A 22723-nucleotide genomic window follows, 5' to 3' on the forward strand; every position below is an offset into this window, starting at 1 on the left:
TACCTCCTAGTTAAACCATGATTCGCGCGCTTTCATAATGAGTTGACCGGCTTTCTCAGCACCCAAACCTTCAATATCTTCGATATCGTCGGTCGCCTGATCTGCCAAATCGTCAACTGTTACCACACCACGAGCTGCTAGAGCTTGCGCGATCTCTGCTGTCATGCCTTCCATTGCAACAAGTTCTTCACTTGGCGCTTGTATATTCTCTTGCTGTTGTAATGCATCAGCAAGTGCAATTTCTTTCGCACGGCTTTGCAATAATTCAACCAGTTCAGCATCAAGTTCGATTTCATCAAACGTTTCTGCAGGGACATAAGCAATTTCTTCAAGCGAGGTGAAGCCCATTTCTACCAGTGCCATCGCCAAATCTTCCGCGATATCCAGACGTGTTACAAACATGTCTAGATACTGTTGCGCTTCGTTTTGTTGACGGGCGTAGTATTCCTCTTCCAGCATCATGTCCAGCTTGTAGCCAGTCAATTCTGATGCCAGACGAACGTTCTGACCTTGTGAACCAATCGCACGAGCCAATTGATCACTCGTTGCAAAGATGATGTCTGCAGTACGGGCATCTTCATCGATGACAATACTCGATACATCTGCTGGTTCCAGTGCGCTGGCGATGTACTGGGCAGGGTCGTCAGACCATACCACGACATCGATACGCTCACCGTTCAATTCTTGTTGAACAGCCTGGATACGTGTACCACGCATACCAATACATGCACCAACCGGATCAATACGGTGATCATTTGTTTTTACTGCAATTTTAGCACGCACGCCTGGTTGACGAGCTGCTGCTTTAATTTCAATAATTTCTTCAGAAATCTCAGGGATCTCTTTCTTCATCAATGCGATCAGCATATCCGGCTTGGCACGTGACAACTGGAGTTGCGCACCACGACCTTCACGGTTCACATTGAACAGAATCGCATTCATACGTTGCTTCGGACGAAGAATTTCTTTCGGAATCATTTCTTCACGTGCAAGGTATGCTTCAGCATTATCACCCAAGTCAATGATAAAGCCATCTTTGGTTTGTTTCTTCACTTCACCATAGATCAGCTCGCCGACTTTAGATTCGTAAGCATCGGCCACAAGTGCGCGTTCTGCTTCACGGATCTTCTGTACAATCACTTGCTTGGCAATTTGTGCTGCAATACGACCGAAATCAATCGATTCTACTTCGAGTTCACGAATATCACCAATTGACCATTGTGCAGGATCAAGATCAGAAATCGCATCCTGACACGCTGGCATTTCATGATCTTCGTCAGCGACTACTTCCCACTGACGAAAAGTACGGTAGTCACCTGTTTTGCGATCAATTTCCACACGTAAACGTGCTTCTTCAGAGCGAGTTCCTTCGTAGAATTTTTTCTTGGTCGCCGCAACTAAAGCTTGCTCAAGCGCTTCGAAAATTGCTTCACGAGGTACACCCTTTTCGTTACTAACCGTTTCAACGACGGTCAGAATTTCACGTGCCATACGTCACCTATTCGTTAAATTTTTATTTATTCAATTAATCTTGGAAGACCAAATTTGCTTTATCGATATTGTGACTGTCGATCTCCAATACCTGTTGCTTTTCTACTTCAACTTGAATCATTTCATTGTCTAGGTCGACTGCAACCAGTTTGGCCTGGAATTTACGACGGTTATCTACTGCACTAATCAGACGTAATGCTACGCTATGACCAATATAGCCTGACATCTGTTCGAGCTGGAAGAATGGACGATCCCAGCCTGGAGAAGACACTTCAAGTGAATATTCACCCGAGATCGGATCATGAACATCCAGCATGGCGCCGACTTGCTGCGTTACACGCACACAATCCTGAACACCAATACCACGCCCCTGTTCCTCTTCACCGTCTTCATTAACGGCCGGTTCAGCGCTTGCATCGACCGGTTTGTCGATGTAGATACGTAATAACGAACGTTTACCCTGTGGCAGGAACTCAATCCCCCAAAGGTTTACATTACAGGCTTCAACTGCCGGTGCAATCAAGTCCTGAAGTGCTTGAGTTTTATTTGATAGCTTCATTTACTCTCGTCATCTGGTGCGATTTTATGATCTATTTGACCACTACAAACCAATACAAACTATAGTAGTAGTGAAACATGGAGACGTGACCAAATAATGTCGACACTACACGATAGCCAATAAAAAAGGGCGTAAATCGCCCCAATTAAGCACAATAGCGATTTTTTTTCAAATCCCACTGTGCAAAAAGGCCCACCTTGTTGTGAGCCTCTTTTTAGAAACTTGGTAGCGGGAGCTGGATTTGAACCAACGACCTTCGGGTTATGAGCCCGACGAGCTACCAGACTGCTCCATCCCGCATCAACGTGCAAAAATTATATACAAAAGATGAGAGCTTTTCAATCAAAACTGCATCATTCTGCATATTTGTCATCTGTGACTGAAAAAATGGTAGTGGGTGCTGGATGTAAACCAACAACCTTCGCCAGTTTATAGAGAGTTGAGCCCGACAAGCAATCAACTAAATCCATAAATAACGTTTACCAAACCATTTAAATGGTAGCGGGAGCTGGATTTGAACCAACGACCTTCGGGTTATGAGCCCGACGAGCTACCAGACTGCTCCATCCCGCATCAGCGTACAAATAACATTCAGCTTAAAAAAACTTAAACTGCTTTTAAAGTTTGCATCTTTAAAAGATTGGTAGCGGGAGCTGGATTTGAACCAACGACCTTCGGGTTATGAGCCCGACGAGCTACCAGACTGCTCCATCCCGCAACAACATGCAAATTATATTTCTCAGCTTAATAACTTATTAAACTGCCTCTTAAAAGTTTGCGTCTTTAAAAAGGATTGATTGGTAGCGGGAGCTGGATTTGAACCAACGACCTTCGGGTTATGAGCCCGACGAGCTACCAGACTGCTCCATCCCGCATCAACAGAAGTTTTTTCAGCTGCATACACCAACTTAAATTTCTGGATTATAAGTTGGTGCGGAAGGGGGGACTTGAACCCCCACGCCCGAAAGCACTACCACCTCAAGGTAGCGTGTCTACCAATTCCACCACCACCGCAGCTGTGACGCATTCTAGTCGCATCACTGGAAAAAAGAAAGGACTAATTAAAACTATTCGGTCGTTTCTGGTGCAGTTGGTGAAGTTTCATTCGATTGCACAGGCATGGTCGGCGCAGATTGAACCGTTCCCAAACTATAGGCATTTGTGCTGTCTTTCTTGGCCAAAACAGCCAGAGTCAAACTGGTCACAAAAAATAGCGCCGTTAAAATAGCAGTCAAACGGGTCATAAAATTGCCGGAACCCGATGCCCCGAATACTGTCGCCGCACCACCGCCACCGAAAGAGGCACCAGCATCTGCACCTTTACCATGCTGAACCAAAATCAAGACAATCATCAAAACAGCTAAGATAATATGTACTACCAGCACAAAAGTTTGCATGCTGAACTCCTAATTATTGTGTATTTGCAAATGCGTGAGCAATTTTATGGAACGACTCAGCATTGAGTGATGCACCACCGACCAGTGCTCCATTGATATCCGGGCAGGCTGCTAACTCTACTGCATTTTCCGGCTTGACACTACCACCATATAAAATCGCCATGGTTGCACCATAGCCGGTGATCTGGCTCAAACCTTGACGGATTTGTGCATGCATGGCTTGCGCATCTTCAGGAGAGGCGGTTTTACCGGTACCAATTGCCCAGATCGGCTCATAAGCAATCACGATATTTTTCCATTGCTCAGCGTCCACTACCGCTGCAATATCACAAATCTGTTGCAATACGACCGCTTCAGCCTGCCCTGCTTCACGTTGTTCCAGGCTTTCACCCACACAGTAAATCACCGTTAAACCGGCAGTTAATGCATGCTTGATTTTGGCATTCAGAACTTCTGCGTTTTCTGCGAAAATTTCACGACGCTCGGAATGACCAATCAGTACATAATGAATCTGGCTGTCTTGCAATAATTCAGCGCTCACTTCACCGGTATAAGCCCCCGTTCCTGAAATACGTGAAACATCTTGTGCTACAGTGTAAACAGGACGAGTCGCAGATGACAGTTCCGCCTGAATCTGGGTCAGGGCAAGAGCAATCGGGGCTACACCGATATGACATTTAGCTGCGGCGATTGGTGCGGTTTCCAGTAAATTTTTAATACCGTGCACCAGTGTTAATGCATCTGCCTGCAGCGGATTCATTTTCCAGTTACCTATTACCCAAGGGGTAATCGTCGAAACTGACATAATTAACCTATTTTATTTACATATTTCGAATTGGGCACATTCTACACGGAATTGGAAAATTTAAAGAATAGTTTTCTTATCACTTATTCTAGGTTTAGACTATTCAAAATGGTTGTTTTTTGTTATCACTTAAAAAAATGGGAACTTCTTCTAACCAGTTCAAAGTTTTACTGGATATGAGGAAGGTAGCAGCACTCTTAGCTATGGTATTTTTACGTAACAAACGTATAATTTTAATATAGCAATTAAAAAAATTTGATTTATAGGCATTTATAGCATGACAGCATTACAGGGGTCGCCAAGATTTACCGGATTTATTCGTCGTTTGGTCGAGGAAGGCGTCATCTCGGCTGAAGATATGCGCAGTGCTTTGGCACATGCCAAGCAAGAAAAAATAGATATTGTGGCGGAGCTGATTAACCAGCAACAGCTCTCCCCAACCGTTATTGCTGAAACGATTTCAGTCGAATTTGGTGAGCCGCTGTTTGATATCAGTGCCTATGATCCTGCGCAAATTTTGCGGGATATCATTGATGAGAAGCTGATTACCAAGCATCGCATCCTGCCAATTTTTAAAAATTCCAGTATTTTATATATTGCCATCAGTAATCCGACCAATATTGAAGCGATTGATGCCGTTCGCTTTTCAACCAAGCTCAATATTGAAACCATTATTGTTGAACACAATAAACTGGAAAAACTGATCGAGCAGAATTTTACCGAAGAAAGCACTTTTGAGTTTGATGAAGACTTTGATCTGGATGTAGATTTCGATTCATCTGATCCGAGTAAAGAAGAAGATGAAAAAGACAAAGGTGAAGAAGAAGCACCGATTGTCAAATATATCAATAAATTATTAATCGATGCGATTCGTATGGGTGCTTCGGATCTGCATTTTGAACCTTATGAAAAAATCTACCGGGTTCGTTATCGGGTCGATGGGGTATTACGCCAAATTGCAACACCGCCGCTGCAGTTGGCAACCCGCCTGTCTTCACGTTTAAAAGTCATGTCGCAAATGGACATTTCTGAAAAACGTGTTCCTCAGGATGGCCGTATCAAGCTGAAACTCTCAAAGAACAAAGCCATTGATTTCCGTGTCAACTCATTACCGACCCTGTTTGGCGAAAAACTGGTACTGCGTATTCTAGATCCATCTAGCGCGATGCTGGGGATCGATGCACTCGGTTATGAACCGGAACAAAAAGAACTGTTTATGCAGGCGCTGGATAAACCGCAAGGCATGCTGCTGATTACCGGGCCAACGGGTTCTGGTAAAACGGTTTCACTTTATACCGGTTTGAACATCCTGAATCGTGAAGATACCAATATTTCCACCGCGGAAGATCCGGTCGAGATCAACCTGCAAGGAATTAACCAGGTCAACGTCAACAATAAAGTCGGCCTGACCTTCTCTGCTGCCTTGAAGTCATTCTTACGCCAAGATCCAGATATCGTGATGGTCGGTGAGATCCGGGATCTGGAAACTGCAGAAATTGCCATTAAAGCGGCACAGACCGGTCATATGGTGATGTCAACGCTGCATACCAACAGTGCGCCTGAGACCCTGACCCGTTTACGCAATATGGGCGTGCCGTCTTTTAATATTGCCACTTCAGTGAATCTGGTTATTGCACAACGACTGGCACGTCGCCTGTGTTCACAATGTAAAAAACCTGCCGACATTCCACAGCAGAGTTTATTGGAAATGGGTTTTACCGAAGCAGATCTCCAGCAACCAGAGTTCCAGATCTATGAGCCGGTAGGTTGCAATGAATGTCGCGAAGGCTATAAGGGTCGTGTAGGTGTTTATGAAGTCATGAAAGTGACGCCTGAAATTTCTAGAATTATTATGGAAGATGGCAATGCACTTGAAATTGCCGATGCTTCTGCCCGTGCAGGTTTTAACAATTTACGCCGATCAGGTTTAATCAAGGTGATGCAGGGGGTGACTTCTTTACAGGAAGTCAATCGTGTCACCAGCGAATGATCGTGCGCTGATCTAAAATAAGGATAAAGGTATGGCAGCAGTAAAGAAAGGCCAGATGATGCCGATCTTCAGCTATGAAGGAATTGATCGTAAAGGGGCAAAGATCAAGGGGGAATTGCCGGCGCGCAACATGGCACTGGCCAAAGTGACGCTCAGAAAACAGGGCATCAGCATCAAGACCATTCGGGAAAAGAAAAAAAACATTCTCGAAGGCTTAATGAAAAAACGTGTCAGCACACTGGATATTACGATTTTTACTCGACAGCTCGCGACCATGATGAAAGCCGGCGTACCTTTAGTACAAGGCTTTGAAATTGTTGCAGAGGGTCTGGAGAATCCAGCCATGCGTGAAGTCGTTCTGGGGATTAAAGGTGAGGTGGAAGGTGGTAATACCTTTGCCGGTGCACTGCGCAAATACCCGCAATACTTCGATAAACTATTTTGTTCACTAGTCGAATCGGGTGAACAATCCGGTGCGCTAGAAACCATGCTGGATCGGGTCGCGATCTACAAGGAAAAAAGTGAACTGCTCAAGCAAAAAATTAAAAAAGCCATGAAGTACCCGGCTGCGGTGGTCGTGGTCGCGCTGATTGTCACGATTATTCTAATGGTAAAAGTGGTCCCGGTTTTCCAGGATTTATTCTCTTCATTTGGTGCTGACTTACCGGCTTTTACCAAAATGGTAGTCAATATGTCGGAATGGATGCAAAAATATTGGTTCCTGCTCATTATTGCCATTGGGGCCATCATTACGGCTTTTCTGGAAGCAAAAAAACGCAGTAAAAAATTCCGTGATTTTCTGGATAAAGCAGCACTTAAAGCACCGATTTTCGGTGATCTGGTGTATAAAGCGATTATTGCCCGTTATAGCCGTACCTTGGCCACCACTTTTGCAGCCGGTGTACCCTTGATTGATGCACTGGAATCCACTGCTGGCGCAACCAATAACGTGGTGTATGAAGATGCCGTCATGAAAATCCGCGAAGATGTTGCCACTGGTCAGCAATTACAGTTTGCCATGCGGGTGACCAACAAGTTTCCATCTATGGCCGTGCAAATGGTCGCCATTGGTGAGGAATCCGGTGCGTTAGATGCCATGCTGGATAAAGTTGCTACCCATTATGAAAATGAAGTCGACAATGCCGTAGACGGTCTCACTTCCATGATGGAGCCCTTGATCATGGCTGTTCTCGGTGTACTTGTCGGTGGTCTGGTGATTGCCATGTACCTTCCAATCTTCCAAATGGGTTCTGTGGTTTAATGCAAGATCTTATTCAATATTTCATTCAAAACCCAACAGCGCTGTATAGCGCAGTTGGGCTTTTTAGTCTCTGCATTGGTAGTTTCTTAAATGTGGTGATTTATCGCACTCCCAAGATGATGGAGCAGGAATGGCGTACCGATTGCCAAATGTTCCTGCATCCGGAACAGCCAATTATTGATGAGACCAAATTAAGTTTAAGCAAACCCGATTCGACTTGCCCCAAATGTCATCAGCCAATCCGCTGGTACCAGAATATTCCCGTCATCAGCTGGCTGGTCTTGCGCGGCAAGTGCGGCAACTGTCAAAATCCCATCAGTATCCGCTATCCATTTATTGAGCTTCTGACCGCGGCCTGTGCGCTGATGGTGGTGGCTGTTTTTGGTCCGACTGTCCAGATGTTATTTGGGCTGATTCTGACCTATGTCTTAATTGCACTGACCTTTATTGATTTTGACACCCAGTTATTGCCGGACCGTTATACCCTACCCCTGGCCGCGCTGGGTCTGGGCGTCAATAGTTATGCCCTCTATACCTCACCGAGTTCTGCCATCTGGGGCTATATCATTGGCTTCCTGTGTCTGTGGGTGGTGTATTATGTCTTTAAAATCGTCACTGGCAAGGAAGGTATGGGCTATGGCGATTTTAAATTGCTTGCCGCCTTGGGTGCCTGGATGGGGCCTTTGCTATTACCATTAATTGTGCTCCTTTCTTCTTTAGTGGGTGCGATTATCGGGATTATCCTGCTGAAAGTCCGTAAGGAAAATCAGCCTTTTGCCTTTGGTCCCTATATCGCGATTGCCGGCTGGATTGCTTTTCTGTGGGGCGAGCAGATTATGAAAGTGTATTTAGGTCAATAAAGTGAAATTTATACTCGGATTAACCGGTGGGATTGGTAGTGGCAAGTCTGCGGCCAGTCAATGGTTTGAAGCACAAGGCATTGTCGTTGTGGATGCCGATGTGGTGGCGCGTGAAGTGGTCGAGATTGGCCAGCCTGCACTCGCCCAGATTCAGCAGGCTTTTGGGGATTGGGTACTGCTTGAAGATGGTTCACTGAATCGTCGTGCCTTGCGCGAATATATTTTCCAGTCTCCTGAAGCACGTAAAACCCTGGAAAATATTACTCATCCAGCAATTCGCACTTCGATTATTCAGCAGTTAGATGCTGCGCAAAGTTCCTATGCCATTCTGGTTTCACCGCTCCTGTTTGAGACCAATCAACATGAGCTCACTCAGCATCGCTTACTGATTGATGCCACAATCGAATTGCAAATTGAACGTGCCTCACAACGTGATGGTCAAAATATTGAGCAAATCCGAAACATTATTGCCGCACAAATGCCACGTGAACAGAAACAGGCCATGGCTGATGATATTGTGCTGAATGATGGTCATCTGGATCATCTTTATGCCCATCTCCGCCCATTGCATGAAAAATATTTAAACATGGCAGCTGCCTGAGGTATAAAAAAAGCAGTCCGATTAAGACTGCTTTTTCTGTGCTGCAAGTTGTGCTTCTAAACTATCTTTACGGCCAATCCAGCGCCAAGGCTGTAAGGCCCCAATTGCCATCCCCACCAAGCCACAGATCATCGCCAGGCTCAGCGCTTCATTTAATAAAGGCACCGCCAGAATCGCAGCAATAAATGGTGCAAGATTGGTAATGCTACCGGCTTTAAATGCACCGAGACGCTTGATTGCTTCGACATAGCTTAAAGTGGCAATAATTACCACAAAAACCCCATGAAAGATGGTTTGAAACAATAAATGCTGGGGTTCTGGCACACTCAAATTTTTGGGTAAAAACAGCAGATAAACAGGTACGTAAACCACTGCTGACCAGATCGCGACACCGCTCATTGCCTGCCATGCAGTTAACTGATATTTCCGCAATAACACGGTAAAAATTGCCCAGAGTATTGCACTGATAAAAAACAGCCCATCCCCTGCCCCGAATGCCACCCCGGTTTCCTGATACATCAGCAGACTCATGATACAGAGCACCGCAATCATAATAATCAGGCTGGCCCAGGTATGCTTATCAAAAGCCTGTCCCATCAGGAAAAAAGCCATGATGGCAGTACAAATCGGAATACAGCCATTCAAGAAAATCGCGGCATGGGCGGTAGGCGCATAATGAAAGGCGCTATAGGCAAACAGACAGTAAATTACTCCGCCAATCATGGCCAGAATAAAGGGTTCTTTTTTCAGTAAAAAAGCCGCCTCCTTGCGATAGAGCAAGATCGGCATCAGAATCAGAAAAGCCAGAGAAAACCGCAGAGCCACGATATCCCAGGCACTGATGTTCCAAAGCGCATTCAGACGGGCGGTTAAAGTAAAACCGCCCCAGATACACATAGTCGTCAGTAGAAAGACATAGCCCTGTGTACGATCTGACAATGCCATCATCAATTACAGGTTACGCTGGCGGCAAGCTTCATACAGTGCCATACCTGTTGCAACACTGACATTCAGGCTTTGCAGATTACCCGCCATCGGGATATACACAGTCTGATCGCATTGGCTTTGTGTAATTGGACGTAGACCGGTATCTTCCGCACCCATCACCACACAGACACCAGTACCGGTGAAATCAAACTCCTGAATCGGCAGCGCTTTTTCATCCAGCATGGTACCGACGACTCGCACATTAAAGTCTTCTTTGATTTGCCCCAAGGTACGCGCCAGATTAGTCACCTGAATAAATTTGACTTTGTCAGCACCACCGGCAGCCACTTTACGTGCAGTCGGAGTCAAGCTTGCAGAACGATCACGTGGTGCAATCACCGCCTCAACACCCATCGCAGCGGCGGTACGCACACATGCTCCGAGGTTGTGTGGATCGGTAATATGATCAAGGGCCAATAACAAGGCTTGCGGATTTGCGCTCAATAATGTCTCAAGATCTTTTTCATTCAAGACCGGATGGGCACGAACGGCTGCTACAACACCCTGATGAAAGGGTTGACCGGCCAATTTTTCCAGTTTGTCACGGCTGGCTTGCTGCACACTGATGCCAAACGGTTCAGCCAGTTCCAGTACACGTTTTAAACGCTGATCATCGCGTCCTTTGAGAGTGAATAATGTCAAGACACGTTCAGGCTCAAGCTCTAACAATGACTCCACTGAATGTACGCCATAAAAATATTCAGGTTTTGCCATGAACGACCTCTAAATTAAATTTATATATAAAAGAAAAATCCCGTAAAGCTGACTTCACAGGATTTCTATAGAATGATTAGTTTAACCGATTCGCACTGAAATTTCTTGCCCGGTTTGCACTGATCTTGCGCTGTACTTAACCTTCAAAATGGCAGACATAGTCCAGCACATCATCGGTTTCGATTTTAAAACGGCTATTACCCGGCACATAGAAGGACTGGCCTGCACGGAACAGCTCACTTTCTTCGCTATCTCCGATCTGAACACGACATTCACCTGAAACAATTTCCATGCGCTCAGGCACATGCGTTTCAAAGGTTAAGGCATTTTCTGATGGTAAAATGACCCCCAAAGTCTTTTTGGTGCCATCTTCAAATTGAACAATATGGCTGATACATAAACCGCCGAAATATACATTTGATTTTTTAAGTACAGATACATGATCAAACTGAGCTGACATGCGATTTCTCCAGATAAAGCATTTTGTAATATTTTGATTGCTGTAGTTTAAATGTGCACTCTCAACTAATCAATCGAAGTTTGTCGGCAGCGGTGAAATATTCTATCTCGCCTGAATGCCTGTTGCGAAAGGGGTATTCTGGCCGCTTGTTTACTGGCTTGATGGTATATTCAGCCCGCCAGATTTGGTTTCTAGCTTAAACTTTGACAATGTCAAAACTATGAAAACAAGCAGTGAATTTGCCGGCTTTTGAGTCAGCTTCTTTCGAAAATACAGTGAAATAAGCATATATGAATCGCTAAAATTTAAGATAGAATGAAATTGATTCATCCTGATTTATAATCACAGCCGTGTTGTGACCCCAATCCAACATCAGGCTATTTCACTCAAACTTTTCGCAGCCCGGATGCGTTTATGCTGACACATTTAACTCTGATCAATTTTGCTTTAGCTGAGCACCTTGCTATTGATATTGATAAAGGTTTTAACGTTTTAACCGGTGAAACCGGTGCAGGTAAATCCCTCTTGTTAGATGCCTTGTCTGCCTGTCTGGGTGAGCGAACCGATACCAATTATGTGCGTTATGGTTCCGAAAAAGCCGATGTGACTGCAAGCTTTAGCTATCAGGAACATAGTCCTGAAGCCGCGTGGTTAAAAGAACATGAGCTGGATGATGAATCAGGTGAAATCCATTTACGCCGGGTAATTTTTGCCACCGGTCGCAGCAAAGCCTGGATCAATGGACGACCGAGCAGCCTGTCCGAACTAAAAGAAATTGGACGTTTACTGGTTCAACTCTATAGCCAGCACAGTCAGCAACAACTACTCGAACCCCCTTATCCGAAGCATTGGCTGGATCGTTATTATCATTTTTATGCGCCGGCGCAAGCGGTACGGGATGCTTACAGTACCTGGCAGAAAAATATCCGCCAGCATCAGGCAGCACTGGATGCACAAGCCACCCGTAAACAGCGTATCGAAACCCTTGAGCTGCAACTGGAAGAACTGGAAGACATCGTTCAGACTGATTATCAGGAGATTGAGCAGGAATTTGACCGGCTTTCCCATCATGAAGCGATCATGCAGGATTGTGTCTATAGCCTGAATGTACTCGATGAGGCTGAACAGAACATGACCCAGGAACTCGCATCAATTATGCGTCGGGTCGAATCGCATGCCGGTCGTAGTGAGCAGCTTTCCGGAATTTATAATTCCTTATTAAATGCACAAAGCGAACTTGAAGATGCTGCGGCGAATTTACGTCAGTTTATGGATCGTCAGAGTTTTGACCCGGAACGCATGGAAGAACTGAATTCAACTTTAGAGGTTTTCCACCGTCTGGCTCGTAAATATCGTACTCAACCGGAATTGCTCAAGGCAGAATATGAAACCTGGCAAACCGAATTAGAACAGCTGCATCAACTGGAAGACCCGGAAACACTGGCTGAACAGGTTGCAGTCTCTTATCAGGATTTTCTGGAGAAAGCCCAACATCTGGAACAGATTCGCCGTGAAGCCGCAGCACCTCTGGCCAAGCAGCTCACAGAACAGGTTAAACAACTGGCACTACCAGAAGCCCATTTCGAGTTTAAGTTTGAAGCTTTGGAACAGCCATCGAGTGAAGGCCTCAGCTTTATTCAACTCCTATTTACTGCCAATAAAGGCATTCCGGCACAACCCTTAGCTCGCGTGGCATCAGGTGGTGAGCTGTCGCGTATTGCACTGGTGATGCAGGTCATGAATGCAGAAAAAACCGAAGCCGAAGTACTGGTCTTTGACGAAATTGATGTCGGGATCAGTGGCGGTACAGCAGAGATTGTCGGGCGTTTATTGGCAGGTTTGGCCCAACATGTGCAGATTCTGTGTATTACCCATCAGGCACAAGTGGCCGCACAATCCGATCAGCATTTACTCGTGAAAAAGCAGCAAACCGACCCGGCCAGCAGCACCATTCTGAGTTTGCAAGAAGATGCACGTATTGATGAACTCGCGCGCATGACCGGTGGTGTTGAAATCAGTGAAACGACTTTACAACATGCCCGTCAGTTACGTCAGTTGAAATTTCAGCAGGTTTAAATATCACAATCCAGACAAATAAAAGTTGGTAAATCCATAAAGCTCGAGTAACGTAGCGGTTAGGATCATACGATTTCTTTGCGAAGAAATTGATTTTAAGGAGAACTGCTCAGGTGACCAAACAGTTTCTGACACATCGTTGTCTGATTGCGCCGCCACATGCGGATGATGATTTTTTTGCCCAGACGGTGATCTATTTGGCTCGCCATGATGAAGATGGTGCACAAGGCATCATCATCAATCGCCCTGCCGGTATTCAAATTAAAGAATTGCTGAATGATCTTGATATTGAAGCAGACAATGTCAATCCACATGAAGTCTTGCAAGGTGGCCCTTTACGCCCTGAGGCCGGCTTTGTGCTGCATACCGGTCAGCCGACCTGGCATTCCTCTATTGCGGTGGGTGAAAATGTCTGTATCACCACCTCCAAAGATATTCTGGATGCAATTGCGCATAATGAAGGTGTGGGTCGCTATCAAATCGCACTCGGCTATGCCAGTTGGGGCAAACACCAGCTAGAACAGGAAATTGCCCGCGGTGACTGGCTGATTTGTGATTCTGATATGGATCTGATTTTTAACTTACCTTATAACGACCGTTGGGATGCTGCCTATAAAAAGATGGGCGTCGACCGCAACTGGTTATCTTCCGAGATTGGACATGCCTGATGTAAACACGCCACAAACCATTATGGCGTTTGATTTTGGTACACAAAAAATGGGAATGTCTGTTGGACAATCCCTGATTGCAAGTGCCAGTCCCCTACCTTTATTTCCCATGAAAGATGGTATTCCCAACTGGGATGAACTGCTCAAAATCGTGAAAAGCCATCAACCGAATCTATTTCTGGTCGGTTTGCCACTGAATATGGATGATAGTGAATCGGAGCTTTCGACACGGGCACGTAAATTTGCGCGCCGTTTACGGCACCAGACCAATATTGCAACCTTGATGGTGGATGAGCGTCTGACCACCCGTGAAGCACGCGATGAGCTGGATCATTATCAGGCGCAAGGTCGCGGCAAAAGGTTGTCTGCGGACAGTATCGCCGCAGCCTTATTGATTGAAAGTTGGTATCGCCATCCTGCCGGAATCACCCCTTAAACTGCTGATAAAATTTTAAAATCAGCATCCTTTGGGATGCTTTTTTATGCCTAAAAACATGATTTAAGGGTAAAAATAACGAAAGGTCAGATTAATTCTGGGTGTCAAAACTTTGCTGCTTTTACCAATGCTGTGTTTCCAGTACTGCTGGGTCTGGCCGCGCATTACAATCAGTTGGCCACTGTGTAACAGCAACTCGACTTTATCCCCGTGGGTTTTATGTTTAAAACTCATTTTACGGGTCGCGCCCAGACTCAGAGAAGCAATGACATTTTCCCGAGAACTTCCTGTATATAAGGCAGGCTCATCATCGCTATGCCAGCCCAAGCCTTGTGAACCATCTTCATATAAATTGGCCAGACAGGAATTAAAGGGATGACCCACCAGCTGTTCAATATGCTGTTTTAAACGCAATAATCCCGGGGGCCACAACTGAGCTTGCTTGAGCGTCCCCGAATAGCGATATTGATAGTGCGCATCGCCATACCAGACCACCTTGCGTGCTGTGATATAGTGCTTGCCGAACACCCGTACTTCATCATGTTGCCAGGCCAACTGGCTCAGAAAATACTGCAAATACTGCTGGCTTTGTGCCTGCTCCAGAATCAGACCATAGTCCTCCACCACCCCATCAAAGGGTAAGATATTCGTTTCAGGTTGGGGCACAAATAAATCTAAAGTCATCTCAATTAGACCGAGTATCTTACTGAAAATACTGACATTGACTTTGAAAAAGTACAACCGAATTTCACAAATGACTACAAGATTTGCTCTTGTGACTTGTCCTGTTCCTGCCTAAACTGAATTTAACTTTCACAATAAAAATAATCCTTTATGAACTTATGGCAGCTGTTTCAGAAACTTCGTCCTTTTGTTCAGCCCTATCGGGTGCTGGTCATTGCCACGCTGATTTTGACCCTGATCGGTTCCTTTACCGCACAGGTCAATGCGCTGACCCTGCAATATGCAGTCGATAGTATCAATGCGCTGCTGGAACAAGGTCAGGGACTGGAGCAAGGCTGGCATATTCTGATTACGATTTCAGCGATCTTGCTCGGTAAAGAGATTATCAATGCCTTTGTCCAGTTCGGCCAGAAGTTCTATGGAGAAAAGCTACGGATTTTTGTTTCTCAGGATCTGGCCCAAGGAATTATTGAAAAATTCTTAAAATATCGTCTGGAATTTTTTAATCAGGAAAATAATCAGGCCGGAAAATTACAGACCCGAATTGATCGTGGTATTGGCTCACTGACCCGTCTGGTACAAATCTTTTTTATTGATATTTTACCATTATTTACCAGTGCGATTGTGGCTTTGGGCCTGATGTACTATGCCAATATGTATGTCGGTCTGGTGGCCACCGCCATTGTCCCAATCTATTTCTGGCTGACCTATAAACAGGCACAAAAGCTCGGTGGTTGGCGCCGCAGTTTAAGAGATGGCCGCGAGAAAAAGAGTCAAGGTATTCTCAGTATTATTAATTCAATTACCGTGATCAAATCCTTTAACCGGGAAGCGATTGAATCGGAAAAGCAGCTAGGATTGCAACGCGAACTGACCGACAACCAGATGAAAACCCGTCAGACCAGTTTCCTGTTTGATGGTCTGAAAACGTTCCTTGAACAGATCGGCATTGTGCTGATTATTATTCTGACCTCTTATTTTGTGCTGGATGGCCAGATGAGTATCGGCATGATCATGTTTCATGTGCTGCTGTTTAATAATGTCTCCGCCCCGATTCGCTCACTGCACCGGATTTATGATGAAGTGAATGATGCCATGATCTATTCAGAAAGCTTCTTTAAGATTCTGGAAGCGGATCAGGAAATTGAACAAAGTGGTCAACAAAAACCGCAAGTGACTGGTAAATTTGAACTGACTGGGGTGAATTTTTATTATCCGAATGGCCATCATGCCCTGAAAGATATTGAGATGGAAATTCGTCCGAATAAGATCACGGCTTTGGTCGGCTTATCCGGTGCGGGAAAATCCACCCTGATCAGCTTGCTGGATAAATTTTATGAGCCGCAACAAGGCCAGATTAAACTGGATGGCATTGACCTGAAAGACTATGACACCCAATATCTACGCGATCATATTGGTCTGGTGTTGCAGAAAAATCATATTTTCCAAGGCACCATTTTTGAGAATATCCGTTATGGCAAAACTACAGCTTCGATGGACGATATCATTGAGGCGGCAGAAAAAGCCTCGATTCATGCGCAGATTTTACAGTTACCGGATGGCTATGATAGTGATGCCCTCATGCTGTCTGGCGGACAGCAGCAACGCATTGCCTTGGCGCGGATGTTCCTGAAAAACCCACCGATTATTTTTCTGGATGAACCGACGGCGAGTCTGGATGCCATCGCCACCGAACAGATCAAGCAAAGTCTGGATCAAATCAAGCAAGGCCGTACCGTGATCATCATTTCACATAGCCTGTCGCAAATTATTGACGCAGATTATACCTATGTGATGAAAGAGGGAAGGATTGCCGAACATGGTGAGCACGCTCAGCTTTATCATCAGCAAGGCGTGTATAAGGAAATTTTTGATGCCATGGCCAAGAGTCTGAATATTGAAAAAATCGCCAAGACTTTTGAGGATGATGCCGAGGAAGAAACCCATAGTTAGCGTTTCTTCCAAACCAATAAAAAAACCTCCGAGCGGGAGGTCTTTTATTGAGAGATGATCACTCTTAACGCTGAACTTTTTGCTCAATTTCTTCGACGCTGGTATGACGTACGTCAAAACCTTTGACCATATAGATCACCTGTTCAGAAATATTCCGGGCATGGTCGCCAATTCTTTCGAGTGAACGAAGCACCCATAGTACATTGATAACACGACTAATATGTCGCGGATCTTCAATCATATAGGTCATGAGGGTACGCGTTGCTGACTGGTATTCACGGTCGATATCCGCATCTGCCAACATCACTTTCAAGGCCTGATCTACATCCAGACGTGCAAAAGCATCCAGTGCATCATGAATCATCACCCGAACCTGGTTGCCAATATGCCGGGTTTCCATATAACCGCGCGGCGAGCTACCCTCTTCGCTCAGGCTTTGTGCAATCCGGCCTATTTTAGACGCTTCATCACCAATACGCTCAAGATCGGTATTGGCCTTGGACATGGCAAGTACCATCCGTAAATCAATCGCAGCAGGATGACGGCGTGCCAGAATCAGGGTCAGTGCTTCATCAATGTCTCTTTCCATCTGATTGACAACATTGTCCTGAAACTGCACATCAATCGCCATGGCGACATCGGTATCCAGTAAGGCATGAATGGCGTTGGCCACCTGCTGTTCCACCAGTCCGCCCATGGTCATGAATTTGGTATTGACGTCCTGCAACTCTTCATTAAATTGCGAAGAAATGTGATGACTTAACACAGGATTATTTGGACACAAGGAAGTCTACTCCTGAAACGGCATATAGCGATGATCAATAATAAAGCACATTAAAGCATATTTATGATGAAAGTTTGATGACAATCGTAGCGTCATCTGGGCTGAGGTGAATCATATTCGATCAGCCAGGCATTCAGCTCTGCCAGCTCCTTTTCGGTCAGCTGCCCGACTGAAGCCTGTAACTGGAGTACATGCAGCAGATAATCATATTTGGCATTCAGATAATCCGTTTTGGCAGAAAAAGCATTGCGCTGGGCCAGCAACACATCGACCATGGTCTTTAAGCCCTCCTGATATTGGGCTCTGGAGGCTTGTGAAACCATTTCCGAAGATTCCATCGCCGCTTTACGCGCATTCAGTTTGGCCTGATCGGTTTCTACCTGCATGAAGGACTGCTTCACATCGGTATTGGCTTTGCGGATCGCAGCGTCTAATTGGGCTGCACTTTTTTGTACATTGACCCCAGCCTGACGAATACTTTTCTGGGTACGGCCACCACTAAATAGGTTCCAGTTGACTTCCACCCCAATCTGGTCGAAATCACCATTGCTGGACATAATCGTTTCTGGTGTCTGTTTCAGATAGCCATAGGTGCCGACCGCTTCAACCTGCGGATAGAGGGCGGCCTGCTCAACCCGTTTGGCATCTTCAGAATAGCGTTTTTGCAGACGGGCTTGCAGAATGTTCAGATTCTGGCTTTGTGCCAAATCTGTCCAGGACTGCATGTCACTTGGAATCGGTTTCTGAAACTGGAAGTCATTGCGTAATACCGCCAGATTTTCTCGGTAAGGCCCGATCAGCTGAGCCAGTTGCTCCTGAGCGAGAACCAGCTGAACTTGGGTCGAAATCCGGTTGGCTTGGGCACTTTGATACTGGGCATTGGCTTCACTGACCTCACTACGTGCCACCAGACCTTCTTTTAGTTTGGCATTCATCATGCGCAGCTGCTCAGATAGAGCCTGTTCTTCCTGCAAATATGCCGTGGTCAAAGACTGCTGACGCAAGACATTAAAATAGGCTTCTGCCACCTGTAAAATATGCTGCTGTTTTTGCAGACGTAAGTTGACTTCGCTGAGTTCGACCGAAGTTTTGACCTGTTTATAGCCCTGCCAGGCATCCCAGCGGAATAAAGGCTGGCGTGCAGTTAAAGCCAGCTGGCGGGTGGTATTACTGGAAGTAATGAAATTAGAAAACTGTGGATCGGCAGGTGCATCAACAGACTGGTTCTTACGGGTGATATTTCCTGAAAGGCTCACGGTCGGCAGTAAATTTCCGCTGGCAATCCCCAGATTGAGCTGATCGGCCTGATATTGCAACAGATTCGCTTGCCAGTTCGGATCGTTTTGCTGGGCGCGCGCATAGGCTTGTTGCAAATCCAGGGCAAAAATCGCCGGACTACTGCACAATAAACCGGCCATGACACTGAGTTTTAGTTTCATTTTATAGTGTTAACCCCTAACAGCCATTCAGATCAAAAATTCTGGCGCTTTAAGCTAAGCCATACTAAAGAGATTTTTTGCATTTTTGCGTATGATTTTTATTAACTTTTTAATATAACTCTCGGGTTTTATCCACGATTAATTCAATTTTCAAGATCTATACCCGCAATGTAACAAAGCAATTCACAATACTAAACATAGTATTTTTATTTGATCTATACAATATATCTCCCAGCAAGGCCGTTATTTTCTGAATTCACCTATACAGAGTCCTGAAACATAGTGTTAATGCCATTCCCGTCGATATTCAAAGCCTGTCTAATTTCCGGCAGTCTGCTGTTTCTGGCAGGCTGTCAGCAGCCGTCGGAACCACAGATCCAGGTCGAACAGACTGAGACCAATCAGAAGCAAAGTCCAGTCAATGACTTTAGCCTGATGTGCAAGAATATTGAAAAAAATATGTCCCAGATTAATGACCAGCGCACCACTTTTGCGCTGGAACAGGTTAATCAGGATCTTAAAGTGTGTCTGCCCCTGATGGAATTGGCGGAGCAGAAGCATCTGATGCTACGTTCTACTGAAATGTATCAGCGCTTTTTAGCCGTCGACCGTACCGAGTTCCAGCAACGCGCCTTTGAACAGTATGCGCTGGAAATGGCCCAGCATCCGACCATTCAGCAAGCCCATTTTCAGCAGCTCACCTCACGTGACCAGTACCTGTTAAAACACAAAGGTCAGGCTTATGTCGAACTGCTGGATCTTGGCGATGGCAACTTACATTATCGTCGTAGTCCGGAATATCTGGCCCGCATTTTTGCGCCTTATTTACCCGGCGCTGAAAAAGTTTTTATTGAACATCTGGCTGAACAGAATATGCAGCCGGTACTGGTGGAAAAACGTCTGCAAATTGAGGCGGCTGACATTGCAGCCCGCAGTCTGCTTTGGGAAGATTATCTCAAGACTTATCCTGAGAGCAGTTATAAGCGGGATGCCGAATACCTGCTGAAACAATATACCTATTTTTTGTTTAGAGGCACCGAAGCATCTCCCGTTTCTGAGGACTATCGTGACCGTTATGCAGTCGATACCAGTCATCTGGAAACCATTATTGGTCTATCCAGCGGTCAGAAATCAACGCTTTCGACCCAGGCTCGCCAATTTCTGGAGTTTCTGGACATGAATCCGCAACAGCGCCAGCAAGCCTTGCCTGCCGACTATCGCAACCGCTCGGACGCTGAACAGATTCTGTATTATGCCAAGATCAGCCCACCCTCACAAAAATATGATAAAGACTGTTTTATGGATGCGTTCTGTATCTAGCTAGAAATATTTGGCTTGAGTCCAGCTTCCCCTGCCTGAAGAGACCATCGCTAAAGTTGAGAGATTTAGACCTGTTTATTCGGCATAAACTGAGCTAAGCTTTAGCCTCGCTTGACGGAGCGCGAGTAATCCCTCGCTGAGATCATGTGATTCCTTTTCTTTATCAGGAATCGAGCATGGGTACCGTTGAACCTGATCAGGTTAATACCTGCGTAGGAATCAAGCCAGCTAAAAACCCAGCCCCTGCTTTATCTGCTCAGGATAAATCTGCCCGCGTTTTTGGTCGTGCTTGATTCGTTGATGTCATTCATAAGGATCATAGCCATGAACCAGTTAACGAATCTTTCTTCTGAAACTTCTCTCTCCACGCATGAACAGGAAGCACGTGATTTAACGCGCATTCTACCCGCTTCACGTAAAGTCTATCTGCCAGGCTCGCGTCCTGATATTCAGGTGCCGATGCGGGAAATTTCCCTCAGTGAAACCCCGACCGGCTTGGGCGGTGAATACAATCCGCCCTTGATGGTTTATGACACGTCTGGTGTCTATACCGACCCCAATGTGACGATTGACCTGAATAAAGGCCTGCCCAATATCCGTGACAGCTGGATTGAACAGCGTAACGATACGGAAATGCTGGACGATTTAAGCTCTGAATTTGGCCGACAACGTTTACGTGATATCCGTACTGCGGCCATCCGTTTCGCGCATATTCAAAAACCGCGCAAAGCCAAACGCGGCCAGAACATCACCCAGATGCACTATGCCAAACAAGGCATGATTACGCCAGAAATGGAATATATCGCCATTCGTGAAAACCTGCGTCAACTGGAGGGTGTCGATATGCGCCAGCATCCGGGACAAAATTTCGGCGCTAAAAACCTGACTGAAATCACCCCGGAGTTTGTACGGCAGGAAGTCGCTGCCGGCCGCGCGATTATTCCGGCCAATATCAATCATCCGGAACTGGAACCGATGATCATCGGACGCAATTTTCTGGTGAAAATCAATGCCAATATTGGTAACTCGGCTTTGGGTTCTTCGATTGAAGAAGAAGTCTCGAAAATGACCTGGGCGACACGTTGGGGCGCAGATACGATTATGGATCTCTCAACCGGGCAGAACATCCATGAAACCCGGGAATGGATTATCCGCAATTCTCCCGTGCCAATTGGCACCGTACCGATCTATCAGGCCTTGGAAAAAGTCAACGGCGTAGCCGAAGACCTGACTTGGGAAATCTTTAAAGATACCCTGATTGAACAGGCGGAACAGGGCGTGGATTATTTCACTATTCATGCCGGTGTACTTTTAAGATATGTACCGCTCACGGCGAATCGCTTAACCGGCATTGTCTCGCGTGGCGGTTCGATCATGGCACAGTGGTGTCTGGCGCATCATCAGGAAAACTTTCTCTACACCCATTTCGATGACATCTGCGAAATTATGAAAGCCTACGATGTGTCTTTCAGCCTCGGCGATGGCCTGCGTCCGGGCTGTGTGCAAGATGCCAATGACGAAGCGCAATTTGCTGAACTGAGAACCTTGGGTGAACTGACCCATCGTGCCTGGGAACATGATGTACAGGTAATGATTGAAGGTCCGGGGCATGTCCCAATGCACATGATCAAGGAAAATATGGACCTGCAACTGGAAGTCTGTAAAGAAGCGCCCTTCTATACCCTTGGGCCTTTAACTACGGATATTGCTCCGGGTTATGACCATATTACTTCAGCCATTGGTGCCGCAATGATTGGCTGGTATGGTACCGCCATGCTGTGCTATGTCACCCCGAAAGAGCATCTGGGTTTGCCAAATAAAAAAGATGTCAAAGACGGCATTATTACCTACAAGATTGCAGCACATGCAGCCGATCTGGCCAAAGGACATCCAGGCGCACAGGCCCGGGACAATGCGCTGTCCAAGGCACGTTTTGAATTCCGCTGGGAAGACCAGTTTAATTTGAGTCTGGATCCGGATACAGCCCGCAGCATGCATGATGAAACCATGCCCAAAGCAGCACATAAATCTGCACATTTCTGTTCCATGTGTGGACCGAAGTTCTGTTCAATGAAGATTAGCCAGAATGTTCGAGACTATGCCAATCAGCAGGCCAAGCCTGATCAGCCGGCAAGCTCTCAGGCCGAAATTGAAGCAGGTATGAATCAGATGAAAGCCAGCTTCCATAAGTCTGGCCAAAATCTGTACCACAAACTATAAAACTTTAAAAAAAACAGT

20 protein-coding genes, 5 tRNA genes and 1 riboswitch are annotated in these 22723 nt (G+C 45.8%); of the genes, 10 read left to right on the plus strand and 15 right to left on the minus strand.

The genetic code is table 11. The features are described 5' to 3' along the window. Window positions 1-6: 6 nt before the first annotated feature. The 9 genes from nusA to tpiA all read right to left on the minus strand — a co-directional run bounded on the left by nusA (window position 7) and on the right by tpiA (window position 4252). Window positions 7-1491, minus strand: coding sequence for a transcription termination factor NusA (gene nusA / locus CWI32_RS09990; protein WP_005094384.1), 1485 nt, complete (start codon window positions 1489-1491; stop codon window positions 7-9). Between the two features lie 34 nt (window positions 1492-1525). Beyond that, the gene (rimP, locus tag CWI32_RS09995; protein WP_005094386.1) at window positions 1526-2050 is read right to left on the minus strand and encodes a ribosome maturation factor RimP; all 525 of its coding nucleotides are present in this window, start codon (window positions 2048-2050) and stop codon (window positions 1526-1528) included. Between the two features lie 223 nt (window positions 2051-2273). Continuing rightward, window positions 2274-2350 (minus strand) — tRNA-Met (locus CWI32_RS10000). Between the two features lie 196 nt (window positions 2351-2546). Continuing rightward, window positions 2547-2623, minus strand: a tRNA-Met gene (locus CWI32_RS10005). A gap of 68 nt (window positions 2624-2691) precedes the next feature. Further along, window positions 2692-2768: transfer RNA gene (locus tag CWI32_RS10010), tRNA-Met, on the minus strand. An 80-nt stretch (window positions 2769-2848) separates the two neighbouring features. Then, window positions 2849-2925: transfer RNA gene (locus CWI32_RS10015), tRNA-Met, on the minus strand. 54 nt (window positions 2926-2979) lie between these two features. Further along, window positions 2980-3064: transfer RNA gene (locus tag CWI32_RS10020), tRNA-Leu, on the minus strand. A 53-nt stretch (window positions 3065-3117) separates the two neighbouring features. Further along, entirely contained in the window at window positions 3118-3447 is a 330-nt protein-coding gene (gene secG / locus CWI32_RS10025; RefSeq protein WP_005094388.1) for a preprotein translocase subunit SecG, read from the minus strand. Between the two features lie 13 nt (window positions 3448-3460). Beyond that, window positions 3461-4252 carry a triose-phosphate isomerase gene (gene tpiA, locus CWI32_RS10030; protein ID WP_100535228.1) on the minus strand — a complete coding sequence of 264 codons (792 nt, stop codon included), beginning with the start codon at window positions 4250-4252 and terminating at the stop codon, window positions 3461-3463. 277 nt (window positions 4253-4529) lie between these two features. Here tpiA and pilB point away from each other — a divergent pair, with 277 nt between their 5' ends. The 4 genes from pilB to coaE are packed head-to-tail and all read left to right on the plus strand — an operon-like array spanning window position 4530 to window position 8964. Beyond that, window positions 4530-6242, plus strand: a complete 1713-nt coding sequence (gene pilB, locus CWI32_RS10035) for a type IV-A pilus assembly ATPase PilB (RefSeq protein ID WP_005094394.1) — start codon at window positions 4530-4532, stop codon at window positions 6240-6242. Between the two features lie 31 nt (window positions 6243-6273). Further along, window positions 6274-7503, plus strand: coding sequence for a type II secretion system F family protein (locus CWI32_RS10040; RefSeq protein ID WP_100329414.1), 1230 nt, complete (start codon window positions 6274-6276; stop codon window positions 7501-7503). Continuing rightward, complete coding sequence (locus CWI32_RS15470; protein ID WP_074383650.1) at window positions 7503-8363, plus strand: prepilin peptidase; 861 nt, start codon at window positions 7503-7505, stop codon at window positions 8361-8363. Before CWI32_RS10040 ends, CWI32_RS15470 begins: the two co-directional genes overlap by 1 nt. A 1-nt stretch (window position 8364) precedes the next feature. Beyond that, window positions 8365-8964: a dephospho-CoA kinase gene (coaE, locus tag CWI32_RS10050; protein ID WP_100329415.1), complete on the plus strand. Its 600-nt coding sequence runs from the start codon at window positions 8365-8367 to the stop codon at window positions 8962-8964. 21 nt (window positions 8965-8985) lie between these two features. On the opposite strand, the gene CWI32_RS10055 is transcribed toward coaE, so the two are convergent. The 3 genes from CWI32_RS10055 to ppnP all read right to left on the minus strand — a co-directional run bounded on the left by CWI32_RS10055 (window position 8986) and on the right by ppnP (window position 11125). Continuing rightward, on the minus strand, window positions 8986-9909 hold the full coding sequence (locus CWI32_RS10055; RefSeq protein ID WP_005094400.1) for a DMT family transporter: 924 nt from the start codon (window positions 9907-9909) through the stop codon (window positions 8986-8988). A gap of 6 nt (window positions 9910-9915) precedes the next feature. After that, window positions 9916-10665 carry a 23S rRNA (guanosine(2251)-2'-O)-methyltransferase RlmB gene (gene rlmB / locus CWI32_RS10060; RefSeq protein WP_005168959.1) on the minus strand — a complete coding sequence of 250 codons (750 nt, stop codon included), beginning with the start codon at window positions 10663-10665 and terminating at the stop codon, window positions 9916-9918. 136 nt (window positions 10666-10801) lie between these two features. Further along, window positions 10802-11125: a pyrimidine/purine nucleoside phosphorylase gene (ppnP, locus tag CWI32_RS10065; protein WP_004281089.1), complete on the minus strand. Its 324-nt coding sequence runs from the start codon at window positions 11123-11125 to the stop codon at window positions 10802-10804. 414 nt (window positions 11126-11539) lie between these two features. Here ppnP and recN point away from each other — a divergent pair, with 414 nt between their 5' ends. The 3 genes from recN (at window position 11540) to ruvX (ending at window position 14305) form a co-directional block, all read left to right on the plus strand. Further along, window positions 11540-13201, plus strand: a complete 1662-nt coding sequence (gene recN / locus CWI32_RS10070; RefSeq protein ID WP_005094403.1) for a DNA repair protein RecN — start codon at window positions 11540-11542, stop codon at window positions 13199-13201. A gap of 113 nt (window positions 13202-13314) precedes the next feature. Continuing rightward, entirely contained in the window at window positions 13315-13869 is a 555-nt protein-coding gene (locus CWI32_RS10075; RefSeq protein ID WP_005094405.1) for a YqgE/AlgH family protein, read from the plus strand. Continuing rightward, a complete protein-coding gene (gene ruvX / locus CWI32_RS10080) occupies window positions 13862-14305 on the plus strand; it encodes a Holliday junction resolvase RuvX (RefSeq protein WP_005168963.1) in 444 nt (147 codons plus the stop codon). The genes CWI32_RS10075 and ruvX overlap by 8 nt, the downstream gene beginning before the upstream one ends. A 63-nt stretch (window positions 14306-14368) precedes the next feature. On the opposite strand, the gene CWI32_RS10085 is transcribed toward ruvX, so the two are convergent. Then, complete coding sequence (locus CWI32_RS10085; protein WP_100535229.1) at window positions 14369-14989, minus strand: alpha-ketoglutarate-dependent dioxygenase AlkB family protein; 621 nt, start codon at window positions 14987-14989, stop codon at window positions 14369-14371. Between the two features lie 150 nt (window positions 14990-15139). Here CWI32_RS10085 and CWI32_RS10090 point away from each other — a divergent pair, with 150 nt between their 5' ends. Further along, window positions 15140-16942, plus strand: coding sequence for an ABC transporter ATP-binding protein (locus tag CWI32_RS10090; protein ID WP_100535230.1), 1803 nt, complete (start codon window positions 15140-15142; stop codon window positions 16940-16942). A gap of 64 nt (window positions 16943-17006) precedes the next feature. Here CWI32_RS10090 and phoU read toward each other — a convergent pair whose 3' ends face one another. Both phoU and abuO read right to left on the minus strand, forming a co-directional pair. Next, window positions 17007-17726: a phosphate signaling complex protein PhoU gene (gene phoU, locus CWI32_RS10095; RefSeq protein ID WP_005094412.1), complete on the minus strand. Its 720-nt coding sequence runs from the start codon at window positions 17724-17726 to the stop codon at window positions 17007-17009. A gap of 92 nt (window positions 17727-17818) precedes the next feature. After that, window positions 17819-19165, minus strand: coding sequence for a multidrug efflux outer membrane protein AbuO (gene abuO, locus CWI32_RS10100; RefSeq protein WP_100535231.1), 1347 nt, complete (start codon window positions 19163-19165; stop codon window positions 17819-17821). A 288-nt stretch (window positions 19166-19453) separates the two neighbouring features. Here abuO and CWI32_RS10105 point away from each other — a divergent pair, with 288 nt between their 5' ends. After that, window positions 19454-20485, plus strand: a complete 1032-nt coding sequence (locus CWI32_RS10105; RefSeq protein ID WP_100355191.1) for a hypothetical protein — start codon at window positions 19454-19456, stop codon at window positions 20483-20485. A gap of 105 nt (window positions 20486-20590) precedes the next feature. Continuing rightward, window positions 20591-20721, plus strand: a riboswitch (TPP riboswitch). A gap of 88 nt (window positions 20722-20809) precedes the next feature. Then, window positions 20810-22705, plus strand: a complete 1896-nt coding sequence (thiC, locus tag CWI32_RS10110) for a phosphomethylpyrimidine synthase ThiC (protein WP_100535232.1) — start codon at window positions 20810-20812, stop codon at window positions 22703-22705. Window positions 22706-22723: the final 18 nt, after the last annotated feature.

The sequence above is a fragment of the Acinetobacter pseudolwoffii genome (genome assembly GCF_002803605.1).
In the GTDB taxonomy this organism is placed as follows: domain Bacteria; phylum Pseudomonadota; class Gammaproteobacteria; order Pseudomonadales; family Moraxellaceae; genus Acinetobacter; species Acinetobacter pseudolwoffii.

Bases quoted from the DNA above. Each gene is read 5' to 3' on its own strand.
- nusA (WP_005094384.1), bottom strand. From the start codon at position 1,491: ATGGCACGTGAAATTCTGACCGTCGTTGAAACGGTTAGTAACGAAAAG.
- rimP (WP_005094386.1), bottom strand. From the start codon at position 2,050: ATGAAGCTATCAAATAAAACTCAAGCACTTCAGGACTTGATTGCACCG.
- secG (WP_005094388.1), bottom strand. From the start codon at position 3,447: ATGCAAACTTTTGTGCTGGTAGTACATATTATCTTAGCTGTTTTGATG.
- tpiA (WP_100535228.1), bottom strand. From the start codon at position 4,252: ATGTCAGTTTCGACGATTACCCCTTGGGTAATAGGTAACTGGAAAATG.
- pilB (WP_005094394.1), top strand. From the start codon at position 4,530: ATGACAGCATTACAGGGGTCGCCAAGATTTACCGGATTTATTCGTCGT.
- CWI32_RS10040 (WP_100329414.1), top strand. From the start codon at position 6,274: ATGGCAGCAGTAAAGAAAGGCCAGATGATGCCGATCTTCAGCTATGAA.
- CWI32_RS15470 (WP_074383650.1), top strand. From the start codon at position 7,503: ATGCAAGATCTTATTCAATATTTCATTCAAAACCCAACAGCGCTGTAT.
- CWI32_RS10055 (WP_005094400.1), bottom strand. From the start codon at position 9,909: ATGGCATTGTCAGATCGTACACAGGGCTATGTCTTTCTACTGACGACT.
- rlmB (WP_005168959.1), bottom strand. From the start codon at position 10,665: ATGGCAAAACCTGAATATTTTTATGGCGTACATTCAGTGGAGTCATTG.
- ppnP (WP_004281089.1), bottom strand. From the start codon at position 11,125: ATGTCAGCTCAGTTTGATCATGTATCTGTACTTAAAAAATCAAATGTA.
- recN (WP_005094403.1), top strand. From the start codon at position 11,540: ATGCTGACACATTTAACTCTGATCAATTTTGCTTTAGCTGAGCACCTT.
- ruvX (WP_005168963.1), top strand. From the start codon at position 13,862: ATGCCTGATGTAAACACGCCACAAACCATTATGGCGTTTGATTTTGGT.
- CWI32_RS10085 (WP_100535229.1), bottom strand. From the start codon at position 14,989: ATGACTTTAGATTTATTTGTGCCCCAACCTGAAACGAATATCTTACCC.
- CWI32_RS10090 (WP_100535230.1), top strand. From the start codon at position 15,140: ATGAACTTATGGCAGCTGTTTCAGAAACTTCGTCCTTTTGTTCAGCCC.
- abuO (WP_100535231.1), bottom strand. From the start codon at position 19,165: ATGAAACTAAAACTCAGTGTCATGGCCGGTTTATTGTGCAGTAGTCCG.
- CWI32_RS10105 (WP_100355191.1), top strand. From the start codon at position 19,454: ATGCCATTCCCGTCGATATTCAAAGCCTGTCTAATTTCCGGCAGTCTG.
- thiC (WP_100535232.1), top strand. From the start codon at position 20,810: ATGAACCAGTTAACGAATCTTTCTTCTGAAACTTCTCTCTCCACGCAT.